Source organism: Bacillus sp. CPT56D-587-MTF, from assembly GCF_058792335.1.
In genome coordinates, this window is the sequence record NZ_JBYTEF010000001.1 from 1,695,157 (window position 1) to 1,717,573 (window position 22,417).

At 34.4% G+C, this 22,417-nt stretch carries 25 protein-coding genes; 18 read left to right on the forward strand and 7 right to left on the reverse strand.

The genetic code is table 11. The features are described from left to right. The first annotated feature begins 84 nt into the window (after window positions 1-84). Together AC3WVZ_RS08785 and AC3WVZ_RS08790 are read left to right on the forward strand one after the other, a co-directional pair. Window positions 85-540, forward strand: a complete 456-nt coding sequence (locus tag AC3WVZ_RS08785; RefSeq protein ID WP_000488210.1) for a DUF3939 domain-containing protein — start codon at window positions 85-87, stop codon at window positions 538-540. Between the two features lie 213 nt (window positions 541-753). After that, entirely contained in the window at window positions 754-1,704 is a 951-nt protein-coding gene (locus tag AC3WVZ_RS08790) for an alpha/beta hydrolase (RefSeq protein WP_233936285.1), read from the forward strand. A gap of 44 nt (window positions 1,705-1,748) precedes the next feature. Here AC3WVZ_RS08790 and AC3WVZ_RS08795 read toward each other — a convergent pair whose 3' ends face one another. Continuing rightward, the gene (locus tag AC3WVZ_RS08795; RefSeq protein ID WP_000594045.1) at window positions 1,749-2,750 is read right to left on the reverse strand and encodes an LLM class flavin-dependent oxidoreductase; all 1,002 of its coding nucleotides are present in this window, start codon (window positions 2,748-2,750) and stop codon (window positions 1,749-1,751) included. Window positions 2,751-2,854: 104 nt separating this feature from the next. Then, a complete protein-coding gene (locus tag AC3WVZ_RS08800) occupies window positions 2,855-3,046 on the reverse strand; it encodes a DUF3896 family protein (RefSeq protein ID WP_000683364.1) in 192 nt (63 codons plus the stop codon). A gap of 177 nt (window positions 3,047-3,223) precedes the next feature. On the opposite strand from AC3WVZ_RS08800, the gene AC3WVZ_RS08805 reads away from it, so the two are divergent. Together AC3WVZ_RS08805 and AC3WVZ_RS08810 are read left to right on the forward strand one after the other, a co-directional pair. Further along, window positions 3,224-4,687, forward strand: a complete 1,464-nt coding sequence (locus AC3WVZ_RS08805) for a flavin monoamine oxidase family protein (RefSeq protein ID WP_001168128.1) — start codon at window positions 3,224-3,226, stop codon at window positions 4,685-4,687. A gap of 84 nt (window positions 4,688-4,771) precedes the next feature. After that, on the forward strand, window positions 4,772-5,356 hold the full coding sequence (locus AC3WVZ_RS08810) for a GNAT family N-acetyltransferase (RefSeq protein ID WP_001068745.1): 585 nt from the start codon (window positions 4,772-4,774) through the stop codon (window positions 5,354-5,356). A 24-nt stretch (window positions 5,357-5,380) separates the two neighbouring features. On the opposite strand, the gene AC3WVZ_RS08815 is transcribed toward AC3WVZ_RS08810, so the two are convergent. Continuing rightward, complete coding sequence (locus tag AC3WVZ_RS08815; RefSeq protein WP_000442816.1) at window positions 5,381-6,283, reverse strand: aldo/keto reductase; 903 nt, start codon at window positions 6,281-6,283, stop codon at window positions 5,381-5,383. A gap of 164 nt (window positions 6,284-6,447) precedes the next feature. Here AC3WVZ_RS08815 and AC3WVZ_RS08820 point away from each other — a divergent pair, with 164 nt between their 5' ends. Further along, window positions 6,448-7,398, forward strand: a complete 951-nt coding sequence (locus AC3WVZ_RS08820) for a CobW family GTP-binding protein (RefSeq protein WP_000613422.1) — start codon at window positions 6,448-6,450, stop codon at window positions 7,396-7,398. Window positions 7,399-7,510: 112 nt separating this feature from the next. Here AC3WVZ_RS08820 and AC3WVZ_RS08825 read toward each other — a convergent pair whose 3' ends face one another. After that, window positions 7,511-7,981: a GNAT family N-acetyltransferase gene (locus tag AC3WVZ_RS08825; RefSeq protein WP_001048677.1), complete on the reverse strand. Its 471-nt coding sequence runs from the start codon at window positions 7,979-7,981 to the stop codon at window positions 7,511-7,513. A gap of 138 nt (window positions 7,982-8,119) precedes the next feature. Then, window positions 8,120-9,070, reverse strand: a complete 951-nt coding sequence (locus tag AC3WVZ_RS08830) for a metal ABC transporter substrate-binding protein (protein ID WP_233936286.1) — start codon at window positions 9,068-9,070, stop codon at window positions 8,120-8,122. 265 nt (window positions 9,071-9,335) lie between these two features. Between AC3WVZ_RS08830 and AC3WVZ_RS08835 the strand changes: the two genes are divergently transcribed. Together AC3WVZ_RS08835 and AC3WVZ_RS08840 are read left to right on the forward strand one after the other, a co-directional pair. Then, window positions 9,336-9,485, forward strand: coding sequence for a hypothetical protein (locus tag AC3WVZ_RS08835; protein ID WP_000540932.1), 150 nt, complete (start codon window positions 9,336-9,338; stop codon window positions 9,483-9,485). 115 nt (window positions 9,486-9,600) lie between these two features. Beyond that, a complete protein-coding gene (locus AC3WVZ_RS08840; RefSeq protein ID WP_001042735.1) occupies window positions 9,601-10,260 on the forward strand; it encodes an oxidoreductase in 660 nt (219 codons plus the stop codon). A gap of 29 nt (window positions 10,261-10,289) precedes the next feature. On the opposite strand, the gene namA is transcribed toward AC3WVZ_RS08840, so the two are convergent. Next, the gene (gene namA / locus AC3WVZ_RS08845; protein WP_001068416.1) at window positions 10,290-11,327 is read right to left on the reverse strand and encodes an NADPH dehydrogenase NamA; all 1,038 of its coding nucleotides are present in this window, start codon (window positions 11,325-11,327) and stop codon (window positions 10,290-10,292) included. 133 nt (window positions 11,328-11,460) lie between these two features. Here namA and AC3WVZ_RS08850 point away from each other — a divergent pair, with 133 nt between their 5' ends. The 6 genes from AC3WVZ_RS08850 to AC3WVZ_RS08875 all read left to right on the forward strand — a co-directional run bounded on the left by AC3WVZ_RS08850 (window position 11,461) and on the right by AC3WVZ_RS08875 (window position 16,331). Then, a complete protein-coding gene (locus AC3WVZ_RS08850; protein ID WP_000283912.1) occupies window positions 11,461-11,913 on the forward strand; it encodes a methylated-DNA--[protein]-cysteine S-methyltransferase in 453 nt (150 codons plus the stop codon). 7 nt (window positions 11,914-11,920) lie between these two features. Continuing rightward, window positions 11,921-12,925: a DUF2628 domain-containing protein gene (locus tag AC3WVZ_RS08855; RefSeq protein WP_079004308.1), complete on the forward strand. Its 1,005-nt coding sequence runs from the start codon at window positions 11,921-11,923 to the stop codon at window positions 12,923-12,925. 84 nt (window positions 12,926-13,009) lie between these two features. Beyond that, a complete protein-coding gene (locus AC3WVZ_RS08860; RefSeq protein ID WP_000824276.1) occupies window positions 13,010-14,671 on the forward strand; it encodes a peptide ABC transporter substrate-binding protein in 1,662 nt (553 codons plus the stop codon). A gap of 59 nt (window positions 14,672-14,730) precedes the next feature. After that, window positions 14,731-15,147: a FosBx1 family fosfomycin resistance bacillithiol transferase gene (gene fosB, locus AC3WVZ_RS08865; protein ID WP_000943769.1), complete on the forward strand. Its 417-nt coding sequence runs from the start codon at window positions 14,731-14,733 to the stop codon at window positions 15,145-15,147. Window positions 15,148-15,160: 13 nt separating this feature from the next. Further along, window positions 15,161-15,706, forward strand: coding sequence for a short-chain dehydrogenase (locus AC3WVZ_RS08870; protein ID WP_065211646.1), 546 nt, complete (start codon window positions 15,161-15,163; stop codon window positions 15,704-15,706). A gap of 13 nt (window positions 15,707-15,719) precedes the next feature. Beyond that, window positions 15,720-16,331, forward strand: coding sequence for a phosphoserine phosphatase 1 (locus tag AC3WVZ_RS08875; RefSeq protein ID WP_000858827.1), 612 nt, complete (start codon window positions 15,720-15,722; stop codon window positions 16,329-16,331). A gap of 45 nt (window positions 16,332-16,376) precedes the next feature. Here AC3WVZ_RS08875 and exsB read toward each other — a convergent pair whose 3' ends face one another. Continuing rightward, window positions 16,377-16,937: an exosporium protein ExsB gene (gene exsB, locus AC3WVZ_RS08880; RefSeq protein WP_000817482.1), complete on the reverse strand. Its 561-nt coding sequence runs from the start codon at window positions 16,935-16,937 to the stop codon at window positions 16,377-16,379. 181 nt (window positions 16,938-17,118) lie between these two features. Between exsB and cotH the strand changes: the two genes are divergently transcribed. The 5 genes from cotH (at window position 17,119) to AC3WVZ_RS08905 (ending at window position 22,375) form a co-directional block, all read left to right on the forward strand. Continuing rightward, window positions 17,119-18,195, forward strand: coding sequence for a spore coat protein CotH (gene cotH, locus AC3WVZ_RS08885; RefSeq protein WP_000938001.1), 1,077 nt, complete (start codon window positions 17,119-17,121; stop codon window positions 18,193-18,195). Between the two features lie 104 nt (window positions 18,196-18,299). Continuing rightward, window positions 18,300-18,917 carry an NUDIX hydrolase N-terminal domain-containing protein gene (locus AC3WVZ_RS08890; protein WP_000153584.1) on the forward strand — a complete coding sequence of 206 codons (618 nt, stop codon included), beginning with the start codon at window positions 18,300-18,302 and terminating at the stop codon, window positions 18,915-18,917. A 104-nt stretch (window positions 18,918-19,021) separates the two neighbouring features. Beyond that, on the forward strand, window positions 19,022-19,624 hold the full coding sequence (gene uptA / locus AC3WVZ_RS08895) for an undecaprenyl phosphate transporter UptA (RefSeq protein WP_000880691.1): 603 nt from the start codon (window positions 19,022-19,024) through the stop codon (window positions 19,622-19,624). A 97-nt stretch (window positions 19,625-19,721) separates the two neighbouring features. Further along, a complete protein-coding gene (locus AC3WVZ_RS08900; protein ID WP_233936287.1) occupies window positions 19,722-21,101 on the forward strand; it encodes a putative polysaccharide biosynthesis protein in 1,380 nt (459 codons plus the stop codon). 332 nt (window positions 21,102-21,433) lie between these two features. Continuing rightward, window positions 21,434-22,375, forward strand: coding sequence for a magnesium transporter CorA family protein (locus AC3WVZ_RS08905; RefSeq protein ID WP_000932389.1), 942 nt, complete (start codon window positions 21,434-21,436; stop codon window positions 22,373-22,375). Window positions 22,376-22,417: the final 42 nt, after the last annotated feature.

The following is a 22,417-nucleotide window of genomic DNA, read 5'->3' on the forward strand; positions in this document are numbered from 1 at the left end:
CCATTGAAAAATTATTTCAATGGGTTTTTTTATGATTTTTCAGTTTTCTTTTATGCTATAATATAGTAAAAAGGAGGCGATGCGATGTTTCGCTTTTTCAGAACTGGAAAAGAAGAGCGGGAAATTACGAAAGATGAATTAGAACAAGCGATGGCTCAGTTTTTAGAAACGAATGCTAATATCGTTTATACAGTATTAGTAAATGAAGATTATACAGTAAATTATGATTTGTTAAAACCGTATTTACCTGCATTTCCAACAAATGATTTTCTCATAACGAAGGAAACGCTTGAGGTATTTGAACATACAGCAGAAAATTTAAGCCTAGTGAAAGAAATTGATGTCGTACAAAAAGCAGTAGACCAATACGTAACAGAAAAAGAAATGTTCCCAATTGTTGAAGGTAGCGAAGATCGCCTCATATGCGGAATGAAGCTAGGACCTTACTTAAATCGTAGCTTAAAAAGAGACTTATATATTTCAGAAAAACATTATTTAGTTTCAAGTAAACCAGATAGAAAAAAACAAAAGAGCGGGTAGATGTAATGAAAACAACAATACATATATTGTTGTCTTTTTTTGTTTTTTAAAATATTGATTTTTCAGTCTATTATTATTTATACTAAATGTATTGGACAGGGAAGAGTAACTATTAAGCATCATTTTGAGAATAAGGTATTGTTAGCGTGGGTTATACAAAGTGGTATAAAGATTCGCAAAAAATATTATAAAAGGTTTCGGGGGAATTGGTACATGAAAAATAGCATGACTTACATTCAATTATTAAATGAAACGTTACGTTGTTATGCAAATAAAGGAAGTTTTGAAGCGTACAATTATATAATGGAAAACGCTACAGGTGTAATAGGGAATGAGGCGCAAATATATAATTTTAAGTATGCACTCGCAAGTGCAAGTGCATCGGGACTTGAAAAAGAAGCATTACATTTAATGAGAGAGGCCATTATAGAAAAGGGATTCTGGTATGGAAATGAGTATTTAATTTCCGACGAAGATTTAAAATCACTACATAAATTTGAAGAATTTCATACAATGGTGCAATTATGTAATGAAAGAGAAGAATTAGCACATAAAAAGGAAAGACCAGATGTGAAATATATATACAGCAAGAAAGAAGGAAATCTACTACTTACATTGCACGGTGACCAAGAAAATATTCAAATAGTAGAGCCATATTGGAAATCAGTTTTGACACAAGATTACACGTTAGCTTTACCACAGTCTTCACAAATTCAGTTTTCAGATGGATTTGTTTGGGATGATATAGAGAGAGGGAAAGAAGAATTAAAAGGGCATTACAATAAGTTTATAGAAAACCATACAGTAGAAAATGTAATCATTGGTGGTTTTTCTGCAGGGGCAAGAGTAGCTTTATATACGATTTTGCAAAAAGATATAGAGGTTGATGGTTTTGTTTTTATGGCACCATGGCTTCCCGAGATTGAAGAATGGGATGAGTTGCTAAGAGTGCTGCAGGATAAACATATAAAAGGATATATAGTATGCGGGGATCAAGATGAAGATTGTTTCGAATCCACGCAGCAATTTGTACAACTATTAAGAGAGAAGAATATAGAACATAAGTATAAAGTTGTCCCTGACTTAGATCATGATTATCCTATTAACTTTGAAGAGCTATTAAAAGAAGCTATTGAATATATAGGAAATGAAAACAATAAGTAGTAAGAAAAAGAGATGCATCATATGTGATGCATCTCTTTTTAGAATTATAAATTAAAAGCATTTGCTAATAAGCGATAAGACTTTAATTTATGTTCAAATTGATGAGTAATCGTGACAATCATAAATTCGTCAGTATTGTATGCTTTGCTTAAGTTTATTATTTTTTCTTTTACAGAAGACGGATCACCAACAATCATACGTTGACGATTTTCTTTTATACGGAATAAATCATAAGCGCTGTATGAATAATTTTGAGCAGTTTCAATAGAAGGTGTACCAGTAGTTCGTTTTCCTTGCTCTAATAATAAGATTGATAAATCTAAACTAGAAGCAATTTTTTCCGCTTCTTCATTTGTTTCTCCGCATATAACAAAAATGGCAACGATTGAATTAGGCTTATCTCCTAAAAATGAAGGCTGATATTGTTCTTGGTAAGCCCTCATAACTTCAGGGCCTCCAAAGCCATTAATAAATTGCGCAAATGCGAAAGAAGCTCCGTTGTTTGCAGCAATTTTAGCGCTCTCTCCGCTAGAACCGAGCATCCACATTTCAGGAGATGTTGGGATAACTGGAGTGGCTTTTAAGTTTGCATAGTGATGGTTTTCTGGTACTTGATCATGTAAGTACATTGCAACGTCTGCAATTTGTTCTGGATATTGATCAAGTGAGACCATTTTCCCTTCTTGAAGTGCGCGAGTTGCTATTGGCATACCACCAGGAGCTCTACCAACACCGAGATCGATGCGGTTCGGATACAGTGCTTCTAGAACACGGAAATTCTCAGCAACTTTATATGGGCTATAATGCGGTAACATAACACCACCTGAACCGACTCTAATACGGTCCGTTTTCGCGGCAATATGAGAAATAAGTATTTCTGGACTTGAACCAGCTAAGCTTACGGAATTATGATGTTCGGATACCCAAAAACGTGTGAATCCGAGTTTTTCAACTTCTTGTGCAAGCGTAACTGTATGTGAAAAAGCTTGGGCTGCTGTGCTACCATCTGAAATAGGTGATTGGTCTAATACACTTAACTTGATCATAGAATATACCTCTCAATCTTAATGTACATCCTATTATATATTTACTTATGAAAAATGCGTAGTGAAATGCTCAAAATGAAAAGCGGATAATCCTATTTCCGCTTTTAATGAGAAAATCCGCGTTCATAATGATTCATTTCAACCAGATTTAAAATATATTCATAGTTGTCAATTTCACATTTTAGCTGTTCACGTTCTTTTTCAGATAGTGTCATATTGCTAAGTTTTTTACATAAGTTTTGTTTCTTTAATTCTAAATGCTTTTTTGTAGCGTGGTAATCATAAGTATGTTTCATTTTTTAGTCACTCCTTCGTGCGGTTGCTATATTATACGAAGCATAAAGAAATATGAAATCTGTCTCTTATGTACTTTTAGTGAATATTCAAATTGCAATGGTGTTATGTTTATGGGGATGTATGAATAAAATGCACTAAACCACTAACGTCCATTTGATGAAGTAAGGGGTGGAATTGTGCAGAAAGATATAATGTATAACACTGAAATGGATGAAGCGTTAAAAGTTATAGATAAAGGATTGAAGAAGACGACAAATCCAAAACAAATTATTGTAGTGGGAGCTGGTATGGCTGGATTAGTTTCAGCATCTTTATTAAAGGCTGCAGGACATGATGTGAAAATTTTTGAAGCAAATAACCGGGTAGGTGGCCGTATAGAAACGGTTAGAATGGAAGATACCGGATTATATTTAGATGTTGGAGCAATGAGGATTCCATATTCGCATACATTAACGATGACATATATAAGAAAATTTGGGCTACAGGTGAGACCTTTTATTAATAGAAATGAGACGGATATTATATACGTAAATGGACGGAAAACGACGTTAAAACAATATGAAAAAGATCCAAGTATTCTAAGATATCCTGTGGAAATGAATGAAGTTGGAAAAACGTCAGAGGAATTATTATTGTTAGCGGTACAGCCCATTATAAATTTTATAAAAAAGAACCCAGAAAAAAATTGGGACGTTGTAGTAAAGGATTTTGGAAGATACTCTACTGGGCAATTTTTAAAGTATCATCCTTATCAGTATAATACTTACTTTTCGCCAGTAACAATTGAGATGATTGGTGTTCTATTAGATTTAGAAGGTTTTTTGGAACGGTCGTTTGTAGAGACTTTACGCTTTCTATACATTATGCAAGAGGAGAGCGGATTTTGTGAAATTGTGGGCGGGAATGATAGATTACCAAAGTCATTTTTACCGCAATTAGAAGAAAATATTATATATAATCAAAAATTAATGAAGTTACATCAACACGATAATGGTGTGACAGCTTTCTATCGGAACGAGGAAACTTTTGAATATAGCAGTATTACAGGAGATTTAGTTATTGTTACCATTCCGTTTTCGACAATGCGTTTTGTAGAAGTAGATCCGTTTGATTCTATATCTCATGAAAAATGGAAAGCAATTCGTGAATTACATTATATGCCTGCGACGAAAATAGGAATTCAATTTAAAAGCCGATTTTGGGAAGAACAAGGACAATTAGGTGGCAGAATTATAACAGATTTGCCAATTCGTTATGCCTATTATCCAAGTTATGGAATTGGTGAGAAAGGACCGGCTATGATGTTAGGTAGCTATACATGGTCTTATGACGCATTGTTATGGGATGGTTTATCGAAAGGTGATCGTATTTATTACGCATTACACAACTTAGCAACAATATTAGGTGGTCAAGTGTATGATGAGTTCATATCTGGAATATCAAAAAGCTGGACATTGGATCCGTATGCGCTTGGAGGATTTGCACTTTTTCAAGCAGGTCAAGAATCTGAGCTGCAACCAGCGATTGTCAAACCAGAGGGGAGAATATTCTTCGCTGGAGATCATACAACGCTATATCACGGATGGATTCAAGGTGCGATTGAATCTGGAATTCGTGTAGCGGCGGAAGTGAATGAGTAAAAGGTTTTTAATTCAGAAAATTCTTTACTATATAACTTGAGATGGATATTATTATATATAAAAGAATTATGGGGAGTGTTTACAGTGAATCCGTTATTATTCGATTTTCCTTCTGAATTTTATACTGACAGGCTTTTTATTCGAATGCCGAAACCAGGAGATGGTAAAGTTGTATATGATGCAATTCAGGCTTCAATACAAGAACTGAAACCTTGGATGGTGTTTGCACAAAAAGAGCAAACAGAGCAAGAAATAGAAGAAAGTATTAGAAAATCACATATTCAATTTTTGCAACGTGAGGATTTAAGATTACTAGTATTTTCGAAAGAAACAGGTGAATTTATTGCTTCAGCCGGATTACATCGTATTAATTGGGATATACCTCAATTTGAAATCGGATATTGGATTGATACAAGGTTTAGCGGAAAAGGCTATATGGTAGAGGCTGCGAAAGGTATAACGGATTACGCTTTTTCTGAATTGAAAGCAAACCGTGTAGAAATTCGTTGTGATTCTTTAAATAAGAAGAGTAGAGCGATACCTGAGAAATTAGGCTTTAAGTTAGAAGGTACGTTAGAAAGTGCGAGTGTTGCGGTAGATGGAAATGGATTAAGGGATATGTGTGTATTTGCCATGACTAGAAATACATATAAAAAAGAAGAGCTGTAAAGAAACAGCTCTTCTTTTTGTGTATTATGGTACAGGATGTCCATTAGAGCTTTCGAAAATTGTAAACCATTGTTGACGATCTAAGTTAACGTTTGTAGCAAGAGCGGCCGTTTTTACGCGATCTAATTTACCAGAGCCAACGATTGGCATCATATTAGCTGGATGAGCAAGTAACCAAGCATACATAACCGTATCGATACTAGAAACACCTAGCTCAGTAGCAACTTTTTGCATAGTTTCGCGTACACGTACGGCACGTTCGGATTGACCAGTAAAAATTTCCCCACCAGCAAGAGGTGACCAAATCATTGGATTGATTCGTTTTTCTTGGCATAAATCAATTGTCCCTTTTTCAAAATGCTCAAGCTGCAATGCAGAAACTTCAATTTGGTTCGTAATAAGCGGGAAATCTAAGTACGAACTTAACATATTAAATTGTGAAGGTAAGAAGTTAGATACACCGAAGTGACGAACTTTTCCTTCTTGTTTTAATTGTGAAAAGGCTTTTGCCACTTCATTTGGATCCATAAAAGGATCGGGACGATGAATAAGTAATACGTCAATATAATCTGTATGTAAATTTTTAAGTGATGCTTCTACACTTTGCATAATATGCTCTGCACTAGTATTGTAGTGAGCCACATATCGCTCTGGAAATTTCGGTGATGGGGGAGCGATTCCACACTTTGTAATAATTTGCATGTTTTCTCGTAAGGAAGGCTTTAATTGTAAAGCTTCGCCAAATAACCCTTCACATGTATATGCGCCGTAAATATCAGCGTGATCAAAAGTAGTAATTCCCATATCCATACAATCTTCAATGAAAGAAAGTAATTCTTGTTTCGTCATATTCCATTCTGCTAAACGCCAAAATCCTTGAATAATACGAGAGAATTCTAGCGTTTCATTCATTTGAACTCGTTCCATTATAAGTACCCCCTTGATGAATAATTATTATTTTGAAAAGGCTTTCTTGCTACGTATTATTATATAGTTTGGGGGGGTACATACAATAAATATGTTTTGCTAAAAAAATGATTTTCTCTATATGCTATAATGTAGAAACATATAGCTAGAAGGAGATGTACGAAATGATTCCAGTAACAATATTAACTGGTTTTCTTGGATCTGGGAAAACGACATTATTAAATCGTATTTTATCAGAAAATCACGGTAAGAAATTAGCGGTGATTGTAAATGAAATAGGGCAAATTGGCATTGATAATCAGTTGATTATGAATGTGGAAGAAGAAATTATGGAAATGACAAATGGCTGTTTATGCTGTACTGTACGTGAAGATTTACTCGTTGCTTTAAAACAGTTACTGGACGTAAAAGCGGAAGGGAAAATGGATTTTGATGGTTTAGTAATTGAAACGACTGGCCTTGCAAATCCAGGCCCGATTATTCAAACATTCTTTTTAGATCCAGTCATTCAATCTGCTTACCAAATTAACGGTGTTGTAACGGTAGTAGATAGTTATCATATACATAAACATTTTGAAAAAGGATTAGAAGCAAAAGAGCAAATTGCGTTTGCTGATGTCGTTTTAGTAAATAAATTAGATTTAATTGAAGAGAATGAGAAAGAAAATCTCTTGCATGAAATTCAAGGAATTAACCCGACTGCAAAGTTAATTGAGGCGACTAACTGTGAGGTAGATATACCATCTTTATTACAAATCCAAACGTTTAAAACGAAAGATACGTTGCAAATTTACCCTCATAAAGAACATAACCACTTAGAAGGTGTGAAATCATTTGTATTACGTGAAGAACGTCCGCTGGATTTACAAAAGCTTAATGAGTGGATGTCAGCTGTCGTTCAAGAGCTAGGGGAATATTTATATCGTTACAAAGGAATTTTATCGATAGATGGAGTAGATAAACGTATCGTTTTCCAAGGTGTACATACGTTATTTGCTGCTTCGTACGATAGAGAGTGGCAAGAGGGAGAAGAGCGAGTAAGTGAAGTAGTTTTTATCGGAAGAGATATTAATAAAGAGTGGTTCCAAGAACATTTCGAGGAGTGTGTGAAATAAGTCTGCGTAAATTGTAGGCTTATTTTTTATGAGCACTCTATTAGATTGTAAAACAGAATTAAATAAGGGAAAGAAACTAAAAATTGATAACTGTATAATAAAAAGCCTGTTTTCACAGGCTTGTATTTTCGTCTATTAGTAACTCCATTACAACACCTACAACTGGACCTTCATCATCAATATCCCCATTTAAGCGGAAACCAAATGATTCATACAGTCCCATTGCAAGTTTGTTGTCTGGATGTAAACTTAAGTAAATTATTTTACATTCAAATTTTTCTTGTAAGAATTGAATGAGTAAGCGAAGGAAACGTTTTGCGTATCCTTTTCCTTGATATTGTTGGTCAATCATAAAGCGATCGAGCCATACACTTTTATGTTTTACTGAATACCATCCATACATTGCGTATCCTACAAGTGTTTCGCCATCATATAAACCTACTGACGTTCCGTTTCCTTCATATAATGATTCTGCTAAAGAAAACGCGTTACTTTCAATAAATTGTTGCTGGTCTTTTGCGACGTCTAAAGCAACTACTGAACGCCAATTTTTTGCTGTTACTTCACAAATGTGAAGATTCATAATTCCAACTCACCTTCTAAATTAATATAGCTTTCAAGCTAATATGGATAATTTTACTTGTTATTTTGGTCAAGTCAAGGATAAATACATAAAAAGGCAGCTGAATAACAGATTCAGCTGCCTAGAAAATATAATGGATTAGTTTGTTGCTTCTTTCAATGTATTTACGTTTTCTTCCATTAAAGTGAAGTAATCTTTATTATTTTTTGCATCATCTTCAGAAATAGTAGCTAAGTGATTTAAGCGTAAAACTTTTGTACCAGTTTCTTTTTGAATTACGGATGCTACTTTTGGAGTAGAGAACGTTTCGAATAAAATATATTTTAGATTATGTTCTTTTACTGTTTTTGTAATGTCAGCAAGCTGCTTTTGAGATGGTTCATCAGAAGCTGAAATTCCAGCGATAGGAATTTGTTTTAGGCCGTATCGTTGTTCCCAGTAACCATAGGCAGCATGAGAAACTAAAATTTCTTTCGTTTTTGCGTTCGCTACAGCTGCCTTAAATCCATCGTCTAAATCAGTAAATTTAGTTTGAAGTGCTGCAAAGTTTTTTTCGAATTCTTTTTTATGTTCAGGTTGTAATTCTACAAGTGCATTTTTAATTTTTTCTGCTTGTTTCATTGCTAGAGTAGGATCTAACCAAACATGTGGGTCTTTATCGTGATGATGTTCATCTTCTTTATGGCCATCTCCATGATCATGATGCTCTTCTTTAGTAGAAGCACGAAGCTCAATACCTTTAGATGCATTTACAATTTTAACATTTTCTTTTTGTAATGTTTTTTCCATTTTTTCAGCAAATGGTTCTAATTCAGCGCCGTTATAAACAAATAAATCGGCTTTTGCAACTTGTACTGTTTGTTTTTGACTTGGTTCAAATGTATGTGAATCTGCACCAGGTGGGTAAATTGCTTCAACATTTACATAGTCGCCACCAATTTTCTTTGCGAAATCAGCAAGTGGGAAAATCGTTGTATAAACTGTTAGCTTTCCATCTTTCTTGGCATTACTTTCTTTTTTATTTGAGCAGCCAGCGAAAATTAAGGTAAAAATAAGTAAGAATGAAAATATAGTCAATCTTTTAGGCATGAAGTTCTCCTCTTTTCTTTTTTACGGATATATTTTCCCCAATTATAGAAGAAAAATATCATTTTAATACAAAACGGAATAATTACGTTTTAGTTTGCGAACTTAGTATAATACATCTTTAATAAAGTTGCAATAAATAATAATCATTCCGATTTGTTTTTGTTATAAAGTTGTCAAATATAGGTGTATTATTTTTGCAAATGCATGCATATGTGACAACGCTGTTTTCATATATTGAAAAGGAGGTAAAGAGGGGGATGAGCGCTTGGGTTACTTAATGGAAGCTATTTTATTAATATTAGCGGTAGTATTGCCATTATCTTTCGTATTAATTTTTTTAAGAAGATTAATAAGTAATTTAGGGGACGCTACAACAATAACGAAATTACAAGAGAGAGATGAGAAAAAAGAGTGAGTAAAGCACTATGCGTACGCATAGTGTTTTACTTGTGGTAAAATAAGAGCAGGAAACTCCTAAAGGTTGTATTTTACTGAAGGAGAGAAAAGTAAAATAAGAGGTATATGCATATATGAATAAGCGAACAGCGTTAATACTTGGTGCAAGTGGTTTAGTTGGACAAGAGATAACGCGTCTATTACTTGAATCAGATTACTACGATTCGGTTACTATTTTTGTAAGAGAGCCAATGCAATTGCAACATGAGAAGTTACAGCAGAAACAAGTTGATTTTTCGGTATTAGAGGAATATAAAGAGTTCTTTGCTGTGGATGATGTTTTTAGTTGCTTAGGAACAACAATAAAAAAAGCAAAAACCAAAGCAAATTTTAAAAAAGTAGATTATGAATATACGTTACGAGCTGCTTGTTTAGCTGAAAAACAAGGGGTACAAAATTTCCTTGTCGTGTCTTCTATGGGAGCGAATCCTAAATCATTTTTCTTTTATTCACAAGTGAAAGGAAAAATGGAAGAAGAATTGCAAAAGTTAGTGATCGGTGGTATTCACATTTTTAGACCATCATTATTAGTAGGAAATCGACAAGAATTTCGTTTCGGCGAACAAATGGCTGAAAAGTTATCTCGTATTATTCCTTTTATTTTTAAAGGGGCTTTCAAAAAGTATAAACCAATTTCAGCTAAAGATGTGGCGAAAGGTATGTATATAACCGCGCTGCGAGAAGAATCGGGTATCCATACTTATAATTCAAATGAAATTACAACGATAGAATAAATAAAACCGAGAAGAATGATTTCTCGGTTTTATTTATTCGTATGAATTTTCCCTGGTGCTCGCTTGTATTGATATGGTTCTTGCAATTCAAAGCCAAGTTCATTGGCCGCTATTCTCGGGAAGTACGGATTGCGAAGTAACTCACGTCCGATGAAAATTAAATCAGCTTCGTTATTATTTAAAATTTGCTCTGCTTGTGACCCAGTCGTAATCAATCCAACTGCACCAGTTGCAATCTTAGTATGCTCTTTAATATGTTTGGCGTATTGTACTTGATAACCGGGATACACATCAATATGTGCTGGTACAACTGCGCCAGAACTACAATCTATTAAATCTATTCCCTGTTCTTTCATCCACTTTGTATACTGAACATAATCTTGAACCGTTAGCCCGTCAGGGTGATAATCATTTGCTGAAATACGAACGAATATTGGTCCGTCCCAAACTTCATTTACAGAGTCGATAATTTCGCGTAAGAAACGATACCGGTTTTCAGGTGAGCCGCCGTATTTATCCGTTCGTTTATTAGTAAGTGGTGATAGGAATTCATTGATAAGGTAACCGTGAGCGCCATGTAATTCGATAACATCAAATCCGGCTTGTTTTGAACGTAACGCGGCCCTCTGAAAAGCTAATATAGTCTCTTTGATTTGCTGTATATTCATTTCTACTGGTATCTTCATCTTATCATTAAAAGGAATTGCAGAAGGAGCGAAAGCATTCGTATCTAATTCAGCTTTTCTTCCGGCGTGAGCGAGTTGAATGGCAGCTTTTGCGCCGTTATCATGTATAAAAGTAGTCGTTTTATGTAAGCCTTCAATTAGGTTGTCATCCCAAATACCTAAGTCTTTGTTAGAAATTCGTCCTTCAGCTAACACCGCAGTTGCTTCAACCATAACTAAACCTACTTGGCCAGCAGCGCGAGTTCCATAATGAATGAGATGAAAATTCGTAACGCTGCCATCCTCATTCCCCGATGAATACATACACATAGGCGACATAACGATACGATTTTTTAGTGTAACGTTCTTAATTGTATAAGGTGAAAAAAGCTTGGGATTCATCAAATAGCCTCCTTGATTGAATTTTCTTATATTTTACCATTCTCTTTTTTGTTTCTCTAATAAAACGCTTATACGAAAAATTTTGTATATTCGTGTTACAATGACTAATATGAACTGAATTGGAGGATGGCATATGTACCAGGCTTATTATGAAAGCGAAGTAGGTTTGCTTGAAATTACAGCGAATCAAGAAGGAATTACGTCTGTTATATTTGTTGATGAACGACAAGAAGAAAATAAAAATGAAATGATAGAACAATGTATAAATGAGTTAGATGAATATTTTAAAGGGAAAAGAAAAGAGTTTACGGTCCCGCTGTCTGCGGAGGGAACAGCATTTCAAAAAAATGTATGGGATGCACTTTATACTATTCCATACGGCGTAAGTGCTTCATATTTAGATATTGCAGAGAAAGTTGGAAATATAAAAGCTGTACGGGCAATAGGAGGGGCAAATAGTCGGAATCCAATTTCAATAATTGTTCCATGTCACCGTGTAATAGGAAAGAGTGGAAAGCTTGTTGGATATGCTGGTGGTTTATGGAGGAAAGAGTGGTTATTAAAACACGAAGGTATTTTGAAATGACGTATGGATGGGAAGAGGGATTGTTTTGAAATGTATAAATTGTGGGCAACCTTGCGAGGAGGAACAGTTAAATTGTGCAAGTTGTCAGCGAAACTTGGATAATGAACAAGAGGAAGGTAGCTCGTTAATAGATAAAGAACTGGAAGTATATGTAGGGAGACAATATCCGTATTACAAAAGGAAATGGAATCTTGAGAATAAGCGGATTGCTAGGTGGAGCTGGAATGGTTGGGCTGCTGTCTTCAATATAGGCTGGCTAGGATATCGTAAGTATTATGTACCAGCTGCTTTATTTATGTTGTTATTAGTAGCGTGTGATGCATTTTCGTATTATATGGGATTTAATGTAGCGTTGCCAATCATTAATATGGTGCCTCTTACGTTTTTATTACTCATTTTTATTCTGTTTGGAATGGGGATTTTTGCAAATGGATTATACTATCAATTTGCGGAAAGACGTATATACCGAATAAAAGCAAGAGAAATAAAAGATAAATCAGTTGAAAACTATCTAATCAATGATAGCGGCGGAACGAGCAAAATGGGAGCGACAATTGTTACTATTTTAGCAGTTGCTAGCATATTTTTTAGCCATTTCTTTTTTCCGACTGATCGAGACGTTATTCAAAAGGTTCGTACAAGCTCGCTTTATGAATATCCTTTCTTTTCAATAGGTGAATCTTTCGAAAATTATTTTCAAAATTCAGGTTGGATATATTATCGTGGAACGGAAGGGTTAGAATTAGTAGAATTCCAAGGATATAACACCGGAATGCCAAGACAAAAGGTGAAGATTCAATTTGTTGTCGATTATAAATTAGGTGAAGTGGAACCATACTCACTTATGATTAATGGTGAATCTAAAACTGAAGAAGAGTTTTTGAAGCTGATGGAAGAAATATTTAAAGTTCAAAATCCATTTGATATAGAGGATGGATTACAAGTAAATGCTATTCAAGAAAGCGGTTGGAAAGAAATTTCCGATCGCTTTTTTCTATGTTTGTTAAAATAAATATTTAAAATAATCAGAATCTTTTGTATAATGAAATATATTATATATGATTTAACTTATACATATAGATTGGGGGAAGGAAGAATGAAGAGAAAGACAACAACAATTGCTGCACTTGCGTTAACGACGAGTGTATTGGTTGCAGGATGTGGGAATGGTGAGAAGGCTTCGACAACGAAGAAAGAATCGAATAAGGGAATGGCCGATAAACAAGTTTTAAATTTGCTAGAAACAGCTGAAATTCCTTCAATGGATACATCTAAATCAACAGATTCTGTATCTTTCCGTGTATTTGTAAATGCAATGGAAGGTTTATATCGTCTAGATAAAGATAATAAACCAACACCAGGTATGGCAAAAGATGTGAAGATTAGTGAAGATAAAAAGACATATACATTTGAATTACGTGATGCGAAATGGTCAAATGGTGATCCAGTTCGAGCACAAGATTTTGTATATGCATGGCAACGTACATTAGATAAAGCATTAGCGGCAGAATATGCATTCATTTTATTTGATGTGAAAAATGCACAGAAAGTAAATAAAGGTGAATTACCAGCAGATCAATTGGGTGTTAAAGCGAAGGATGATAAAACGTTGGTAGTAGAATTAGAGCAACCAGCACCTTATTTTCTTGAGCTTACGTCGTTCCCTACATTTTTCCCATTAAATGAAAAATATGTGAAAGAGCAAGGAGATAAATACGGATTAGAAGCAGATAAATTATTATATAATGGACCATTTACAATGAGTCAATGGAAACATGAACAAAATTATCAGTTGAAGAAAAATCCTAATTATTGGGATAAAGATACTGTAAAATTAGACGAAATTAATGTAAGTATTGTGAAGGAAACAAGCACGGGAGTAAATTTATATGATAGTGATCAAGCAGATCGAGTTATTTTAACTTCTGAATTTGTTGATAAATATAAAAAGAATAAGCCAGATGAATTTAAAACGAAGTTAGATCCACGCATATATTTCTTGCGTTTTAACCAAAAAAATGCAACATTTAAAAACCAAAAAGTACGTGAAGCGATTGATTTAGCATACGATAAAAAAGGAATTGCTGATGTCATTTTAAATGACGGTTCATTGCCAGCATATTTCTTAGTACCTGAAAAATTCACGACAGGTCCGGATGGAAAAGATTTCCGCTCTGTAAATAAAAACTTCCGTGATAGTAAAGATAATGCAGAGAAAGCAAAAAAATTATGGGAAGAAGCGAAGAAAGAGCTTGGTCAAGATACAATTACCGTTGAATTACTAAACGATGATAACGGTAGCCGTAAAAAAGTAGGCGACTTTATTAAGGAAGAACTAGAGAAAAACTTGCCTGGTATTAAAGTAAATTTGAAACAGCAACCATACAAGCAGAAGCTAGATTTAGAAAAGAAATTCCAATACGAATTCTCATTATCTGCATGGAGCCCTGATTATCCAGATCCAATGACTTATATTGATATGTTTGTTACTGGAAGCTCATTTAATGAAATGGATTATTCTAATCCGAAGTATGATGATTTAGTAGCGAAATCAAAAGGAGAGCTATTAAAAGATGATAAAGCACGCTGGAATGCACTTGCGGAAGCTGAAAAAATCTTAATTGGTCAAGACGCAGCAATTTCTCCTACGTACCAACAAAGTACAGCTTATTTAGAGAAGCCGTTTGTAAAAGGCATTGCTAACCATACGTTTGGCGGGGACTTCAGTTATAAATGGGCATATATTACAAAAAAATAGTATAATGAAAGGTGAGTGAATTTTCGCTCATCTTTTATTTGTATAAGGAGGAATTATAGTTGTTAAGGGGAATCAATCATATTTGTTTTTCGGTATCTAATTTAGAAAACTCTATTATGTTTTATGAAAAAGTATTAGAAGGAGAATTATTAGTTAAAGGAAGAAAATTGGCTTATTTTAACATATGTGGAGTATGGATAGCGCTTAATGAAGAGACGCATATTCCGAGAAATGAGATTCATCAATCTTATACGCACATTGCATTTTCTGTTGAACAAGAAGACTTTAAATGTCTAATACAGCGATTAGAAGAAAATGATGTTCATATTTTACAAGGAAGAGAACGTGATGTAAGAGATTGCGAATCTATATACTTTGTTGATCCTGACGGTCATAAATTTGAGTTTCACTCAGGGACACTGCAAGACCGTTTAAATTATTATAGAGATGAGAAACCTCATATGACATTTTATTAGGGAGGGATAACATTTGCATGCACTTGTAATTGGTGGAACAGGAATGCTAAAGAAAGTTTCTATGTGGCTTTGTGAGAAAGGATTTTATGTTTCTATTATCGGGCGAGATGAAGTGAAATTAGAAAATGTTAAGCGAATGAGTTCTGCACCAGAAAATATTACATGCCTTTCGTTAGATTATCATAATGATGAAGATGTAAAGCTAGCTATTAAAAGTACAATTAAGAAAAATGGCCCAATCACATTAGTTGTTGCATGGGTACACACAAGTGCAAAGCATGTACTATCAAATATTTGTAAAGAACTAGATTTGTCGTCTAAAACATATAGTTTATTTCATATTTTAGGTAGTAAAGCATCACGTATGCCTGCACAAAAAATAGGGAGTACGCGATGTATTTATCATAGAATTATTTTAGGTTTTATTTTAGAAGATACATATGGAAGATGGCTTATTCATGAAGAGATAGCTGATGGAGTTATAAAAGGGATTGAAAGTAAACGAGCGGAGTGGATTGTAGGGAGAGTTGAACCGTGGGAATTACGACCAACATGGTGAGGGGGAGTAAGAAATGAAAACAACTATATATGTAACAAGGCATGGTGAAACAGAGTGGAATGTAGCGAAGCGAATGCAGGGACGGAAAAATTCTGCTTTAACTGAAAATGGTATAGTTCAGGCGAAACAATTAGGGAATCGAATGAAAGATTTACCAATCCATGCGATCTATAGTAGTCCGAGCGAAAGAACACTTCATACGGCAGAGTTAATAAAGGGGGAACGTGATATACCGATTATAGCGGATGAGCATTTCTATGAAATCAACATGGGTATATGGGAAGGACAAACAATCGCGGATATAGAAAAGCAATTTCCAGAAGAAGTACATCTGTTTTGGAATGAGCCACATCTTTTTCAGTCAACATCAGGCGAAAATTTTGAGGCCGTTTATGAAAGAGTAATTGAAGGGATGCAGCTTCTTTTAGAGAAGCATAAAGGACAAAACATATTGATTGTTTCTCATGCGGCAGCAGCAAAATTACTTGTAGGGCATTTCGCGGGAATTGAAATAGAAAATGTGTGGGATGATCCATTTATGCATAGTGCCAGTTTGAGCATAATAGAATTTGAAGAGGGTATTGGTAAAGTGAAACAATTTGCAGATATAAGTCACTTTCAATAAATGTAAAAAAGGCCGCAAAACGGCCTTTTTTGGGTGGTATAAAAACTAGCAGTTACGTTTTTTATACCAGAAGTGATCAAATTTCTTATTTTTGCAAGATGGGAATTTATGTCCGCCTTTGCAATCATTCCATTTGTGTCCGCTATCGTGACAGTCTTTACCATGATCACATGAATCATCGCAAGAGCCACCGTGTCCGTGAGGGAAGAACTCGCATTTTTTACAGTAACATCGTTTAGTCCAGTAAAATTTCTTTTCAAAGCGTACACATTTTGTAACGAATGTACAATGTTTTCTACGCGTACGTTTTGTAACTAAAACGCATTCTTTTCTACGCGTTACTTTCGTAACGAACGTCCATTTTTGAACGCGTACGCGAGTACATTTCGTAACAAATGTCCATTTTTTTACATGAGTACATTTTGTAACGAAAGTACAATGTTTCACACGAGTACATCTTGTTCTTGGGCAATTACAATCATCGCTACATTCAACTTTTGAAGAGCAATCATCATCGCATTCAAAAGTACTTGGATCTTGGTGTAAGAAATCCTCCATCCCAGCACTTTTGATTTCTTCAACAGCTTTTCTAATATCACGTTTCATAGAAATCCTCCTTATCATGTATTAAAGTGAAAAGGTATTCTTTTTCCTTAACATGATATGTATGTAGGCATCTTTCTGAACAGGACAAGAGTGTAATTTTATATAAATAGATGATTGCGGATGTATGGACAAGACAAGGCGCATACATTGAATGAAGAGAACTGAGAAGGGATGAGAAAACATGCTGCCTTCATATGATTTTTTTGTTCATCCAATGTACTTAGTGGAATTGAAAAAGGACATTTGGTCAGATAGTCCAGTGCCAGCAAAATTAACTTATGGAAAAAAGAAGTATGATATTGATATCGTATACCGAGGAGCTCATATTCGCGAATTTGAGAAAAAGTCTTATCATGTTATGTTTTATAAGCCTAAAAAATTTCAAGGTGCGAAAGAGTTTCATTTGAATTCGGAGTTTATGGATCCGTCTCTCATACGAAATAAATTATCTTTAGATTTTTTTCATGATATTGGTGTACTTTCGCCAAAATCACAACATGTATTTATAAAAATTAATGGTCAAATTCAAGGTGTGTATTTACAGTTAGAATCGGTTGATGAAAATTTTTTGAAAAATAGAGGATTACCGAGTGGTTCTATTTATTATGCGATAGATGATGATGCGAATTTTTCATTGATGAGTGAACGGGATAAAGATGTTAAGACAGAGCTCTTTGCGGGTTATGAATTTAAATATTCGAATAAAAATAGTGAAGAACAACTGAGTGAATTTGTATTTCAAGCGAATACTTTGACGAGGGAAGCCTATGAAAAAGAAATTGGGAAGTTTCTACATGTAGATAAATATTTACGATGGTTAGCAGGAGTTATTTTTACGCAAAACTTTGATGGTTTCGTTCATAACTATGCACTATATCATAACGATGAAACAAATTTATTTGAAGTTATACCGTGGGATTATGATGCGACTTGGGGGCGAGATGTACAAGGGAGACCACTTAATCATGAATATATTCGCATTCAAGGGTATAATACGTTAAGTGCAAGATTGCTAGACATACCTGTATTTAGAAAGCAGTATCGAAGTATTTTGGAAGAAATATTAGAAAATCAATTCACAGTTTCGTTTATGAGGCCGAAAGTAGAAGGGTTGTGTGAATTGATTCGCCCATATTTACTACAAGATCCATACATGAAAGAAAAATTAGAAACATTTGATCAAGAGGCTGATATGATTTATGAATATATAAATAAAAGAAGAAAGTATATACAAGACCACTTACATGAATTAGATTAATTTTGAAAGAGATTGAAACGTTATCAATCTCTTTTTTTTGTATAATAAAGATGTATCAATAAAAATGAAGTAATATATTTGATAGAGAATGGGGATGCGGATATATGACGATTAAATGGATTGATTGGGTAAAACAAATACAATCTATAGCTCAAGCGGGTTTAACGTATTCTAAGGATGTGTATGATATTGAGCGTTTCCAGCAATTACGAGATATTTCTATTTCAATGATGTCACATTACACGAAAACAGATTGGGAAGTCGTAGAGAAATTATTTGCAAGTGAGACAGGCTATCAAACACCTAAAGTTGATATAAGAGCGGTTGTTTTTCAAAATGAAAAGTTATTATTTGTGAAAGAAAAAAGCGATGGGAAATGGGCATTGCCAGGTGGATGGGCTGATGTCGGTTACACGCCAACCGAAGTTGCAGCAAAAGAAGTTTTCGAAGAGACTGGTTATGAGGTAGATCATTTTAAGTTACTAGCTATATTTGATAAAGAAAAACATCAACCATCTCCATCGGCGACGCATGTATATAAGATTTTCATTGGATGCGAGATTATTGGTGGAGAAAAGAAAACTAGTATTGAAACAGAAGAGGTGGAGTTTTTTGGTGAAAATGAATTGCCTAATTTATCAATTGCTAGAAATACAGAAGACCAAATTAAAGAGATGTTTGCCTACATGAAAGACCCGCAGAAAGAGAAATTAATAGATTAATCCTGCTTGAATTGTACATATTGTTAAAATGAAGATATTGGCAGATTGCAGCCTTTATGTAATAATGGGAGGGTATGTGAAGAAAAAAGGAGATAAAAAAGAACATGTTAGCAAACATAATAGATCAGTTATTGCAATTTTTTGCAAGCTTAGGTTACTTTGGAGTAGCTCTTGCTTTAATGATTGAAGTAATCCCGAGTGAAATTGTACTTTCGTATGCTGGCTTTTTAGTAGCGAATGGTAAAATTAGTTTTGTGGGTGCAGTTATCGCCGGAACGATTGGTGGTACTTTAGCGCAAATCTTTTTATACTGGCTTGGATACTACGGAGGGCGTCCGGTTGTAGAGAAATATGGGAAATATCTACTTATTAATAAACATCATTTAGACATAGCGGAAGGTTGGTTTAAGCGTTATGGAGCAGGCGTAATATTTTCTGCGCGCTTTATCCCAGTAGTACGTCATGCGATCTCTATTCCAGCAGGACTAGCTAAGATGCCATTAAAACTATTTACACTTTATACGGTTGTAGCGATCATTCCATGGTCAATTCTATTTATATACTTAGGTGAAAAACTTGGTGGGAATTGGCGACAAATTAAAGAGTATGCATCTGATTACACACATTACATAATTATAGGAGCTGTTCTTTTTATTGCTCTATACTTTGGTTTGAAATATTTCAAAAAGAAAAAAGCAGCGCGTTAAAGTCAATGATTTTTCATTGGCTTTTTTTGTTTGTTTCGGTTCTAAAGAAAAGGAGTTGTCCATAATGTGTAATAATAAAGCGTAGCGGAGGAATGTGATGAAAGGGTCACCGTTTATACGTGGAACGATATTTTTAACGATGGCAACGATGATATCAAAAATGTTAGGGTTTATATATGTTATACCATTTACAGCGATGGTCGGTACGAGTGGTTACGTTCTATACACATATGCATATCGTCCTTATACCATCATGCTCAGTATAGCAACAATGGGATTACCGCTAGCTGTTTCAAAGATGGTATCAAAATATGATCAACTGAATGATTATCATACGGTTAAGAGAGTGTTGAAAAGTGGAATGGTGTTTATGTTTATAATGGGAGTCATTTCGTGTTTTACGTTATATATGCTAGCTCCGCATTTAGCTAAACTTGTCATCGATGGGAATGATCAAACGGGGAATAGTGTAGGAGCGGTTACTACTAATATTCGAATTGTAAGTTTTGCGTTAATACTTGTGCCAGTAATGAGTTTATTAAGGGGCTTCTTTCAAGGATTCCAATCGATGGGGCCTTCTGCATTAAGTGTAGTTGTAGAGCAATTTTTTCGGGTTTTAACCATTTTAATAGGAAGCTTTGTCGTTTTATATGTTTTAAAAGCTTCTGTTTCGCTAGCGGTTGGTATTTCAACGTTCGGTGCATTTATGGGAGCTGTAGGTGGATTAACTGTTTTAAGTGCGTATTATATAAGAAGGAGAAGGCACTTAAAGAAAAAAGAGATGGAAAGTATACCACAAACAACGAAATCTTTTTTCTCATTGTATAAGGAGCTCTTTACATATTCTATTCCTTTTGTTGTGGTGGGCTTAGCAATTCCGTTGTATCAGACGATTGATACATTTACAATTAATAAACTACTTATACAAATAGGGTATATGCAAGGAGAAGCGGAAAAAATTAATGCGATAATTGGTCTTGTTCAAATGGTTGTACTTATCCCGGTATCCGTTGCGACAGCTTTTAGTATGTCTCTCGTACCAGAGATGACGAAAGCTTATACAGCAGGAAATACGAAGCTATTGTACAAACATTTTACGAGAACAAATGTATTAGTAGTAGCAATTACGGTACCGGCGGCAATTGGAATGATGGTGTTAGCCAAACCTGTATATACTCTTTTATTCGGTGCTGGAAATGATCCAGAGATGGGGAGAATCATTTTACAGTATTATGCTCCTGCTTGCATACTATTTTCTCTTTTTACAGTAACGGCTGCTATGCTACAAGGAATCAATCAACAGCAGAAGACGGTGCTAGGACTAGTGATTGGAATTATTGTGAAGATAGTTTTAAATATTGTATTGCTTCCGTATTTCGATTATGTAAGTTTTATCATTTCAACATACGCGGGCTATACGATTTCAGTCGGGTTTAACTTGTGGATGCTTTCTAAATATGTTATAAAGGCAACATAAGCTTTTAAGGCAGAGAGCACTCTGTCTTTTTCTATGTTTATCCCGCTTTAACGGGCAGTGAGACCCTCACCGCACAATTCAGCGAAAGAAAAGAAGTTTGGTTGGGGGCGGATAACTCGTAAAAGCCCGATTTGTAAGGGCTAATAATTAGTGAGGATGAAGCCCTCCACTGATTAAAGTTTCACTTTATAATATTTTTCTTATAAAAACGTTTTCAAAATAATTTTTCTATTGAAATTTAAACGTATGTTTCATATGCTGAGAATGGCGGTTTAAAAACTGTGATTTAAGAGAGGTAGATTCCTACATGTAAAAAGAATCGGGGTGATAGTATGTTAAATATATATTTAACAGACCGAAACGGAAAACTACAAGAGATTGAGGAAATGCAAAAGGGGTGCTGGATTAATGTACTTCATCCAACAGAAGAAGAAATTCAATATCTAGTACAAACTTTAAATGTAGACTTAGATTTCATTAAAGACCCTTTGGATGATGAAGAACGCTCTCGTATTGAAAAGGAAGACAATAATACTTTAATTATCGTGGATATTCCGACAGTTAGACATGATGAAGAAGGAAATTCGATTTATGACACGATTCCAATAGGTATGATTGTGATGCCGGATTGTTTTGTTACAATCTGCTTAGAAGAGAATCCAATTTTTGAACGTTTTATTAATCAACGTATTAAAGAATTTTATACGTTTAAGAAGACGCGCTTTGCACTTCAGCTCTTATATACGATTTCTACTTATTATTTAAGATACTTAAAGCAAATAAATCGAAAAACAATTGATTTAGAGCATCAATTAAATCAGTCAATGAAAAATAAAGAGATTTTCACATTGTTAGGCCTTGAGAAAAGTTTAGTATACTTTACAACGTCATTAAAGGCTAATAAAATTGTAATTCAAAAGTTAATGCGTAATAGTACATTTTTAAAAATGTATGAAGACGATCAAGATTTATTAGAAGATGTATTAATTGAAAATAAACAGGCTATTGAAATGGCGGAAATATATAGTCACATTTTAAGTGGAATGATGAATACTTTTAGCTCCGTTATATCAAATAATTTAAATAGTGTTATGAAACTGTTAACGTCAATTACGATCATTTTATCTTTACCGACGATGGTTTCTAGTTTCTTTGGAATGAACGTAAAGGTTCCGTTTGAAGGGGAAGCCCACGGTTTTGTAATTGTACTCATCATATGTGTAACACTATCTTTCACGTTAGCTTTTGTTTTTTGGAAGAAACGTTACTTTTAACGATAAGAAAGCTGCTCTAGCATAGTTATATAACTACGCTAG

Bases quoted from the DNA above. Each gene is read 5' to 3' on its own strand.
- uptA (WP_000880691.1), top strand. From the start codon at position 19,022: ATGTTAGCAAACATAATAGATCAGTTATTGCAATTTTTTGCAAGCTTA.
- AC3WVZ_RS08825 (WP_001048677.1), bottom strand. From the start codon at position 7,981: ATGAATCTTCACATTTGTGAAGTAACAGCAAAAAATTGGCGTTCAGTA.
- AC3WVZ_RS08855 (WP_079004308.1), top strand. From the start codon at position 11,921: ATGGGAAGAGGGATTGTTTTGAAATGTATAAATTGTGGGCAACCTTGC.
- AC3WVZ_RS08905 (WP_000932389.1), top strand. From the start codon at position 21,434: ATGTTAAATATATATTTAACAGACCGAAACGGAAAACTACAAGAGATT.
- AC3WVZ_RS08875 (WP_000858827.1), top strand. From the start codon at position 15,720: ATGAAAACAACTATATATGTAACAAGGCATGGTGAAACAGAGTGGAAT.
- AC3WVZ_RS08860 (WP_000824276.1), top strand. From the start codon at position 13,010: ATGAAGAGAAAGACAACAACAATTGCTGCACTTGCGTTAACGACGAGT.
- AC3WVZ_RS08815 (WP_000442816.1), bottom strand. From the start codon at position 6,283: ATGGAACGAGTTCAAATGAATGAAACGCTAGAATTCTCTCGTATTATT.
- exsB (WP_000817482.1), bottom strand. From the start codon at position 16,937: ATGAAACGTGATATTAGAAAAGCTGTTGAAGAAATCAAAAGTGCTGGG.
- AC3WVZ_RS08890 (WP_000153584.1), top strand. From the start codon at position 18,300: ATGACGATTAAATGGATTGATTGGGTAAAACAAATACAATCTATAGCT.
- AC3WVZ_RS08850 (WP_000283912.1), top strand. From the start codon at position 11,461: ATGTACCAGGCTTATTATGAAAGCGAAGTAGGTTTGCTTGAAATTACA.
- AC3WVZ_RS08900 (WP_233936287.1), top strand. From the start codon at position 19,722: ATGAAAGGGTCACCGTTTATACGTGGAACGATATTTTTAACGATGGCA.
- cotH (WP_000938001.1), top strand. From the start codon at position 17,119: ATGCTGCCTTCATATGATTTTTTTGTTCATCCAATGTACTTAGTGGAA.
- AC3WVZ_RS08790 (WP_233936285.1), top strand. From the start codon at position 754: ATGAAAAATAGCATGACTTACATTCAATTATTAAATGAAACGTTACGT.
- AC3WVZ_RS08830 (WP_233936286.1), bottom strand. From the start codon at position 9,070: ATGCCTAAAAGATTGACTATATTTTCATTCTTACTTATTTTTACCTTA.
- AC3WVZ_RS08840 (WP_001042735.1), top strand. From the start codon at position 9,601: ATGAATAAGCGAACAGCGTTAATACTTGGTGCAAGTGGTTTAGTTGGA.
- AC3WVZ_RS08795 (WP_000594045.1), bottom strand. From the start codon at position 2,750: ATGATCAAGTTAAGTGTATTAGACCAATCACCTATTTCAGATGGTAGC.
- AC3WVZ_RS08800 (WP_000683364.1), bottom strand. From the start codon at position 3,046: ATGAAACATACTTATGATTACCACGCTACAAAAAAGCATTTAGAATTA.
- AC3WVZ_RS08785 (WP_000488210.1), top strand. From the start codon at position 85: ATGTTTCGCTTTTTCAGAACTGGAAAAGAAGAGCGGGAAATTACGAAA.
- AC3WVZ_RS08820 (WP_000613422.1), top strand. From the start codon at position 6,448: ATGATTCCAGTAACAATATTAACTGGTTTTCTTGGATCTGGGAAAACG.
- namA (WP_001068416.1), bottom strand. From the start codon at position 11,327: ATGAATCCCAAGCTTTTTTCACCTTATACAATTAAGAACGTTACACTA.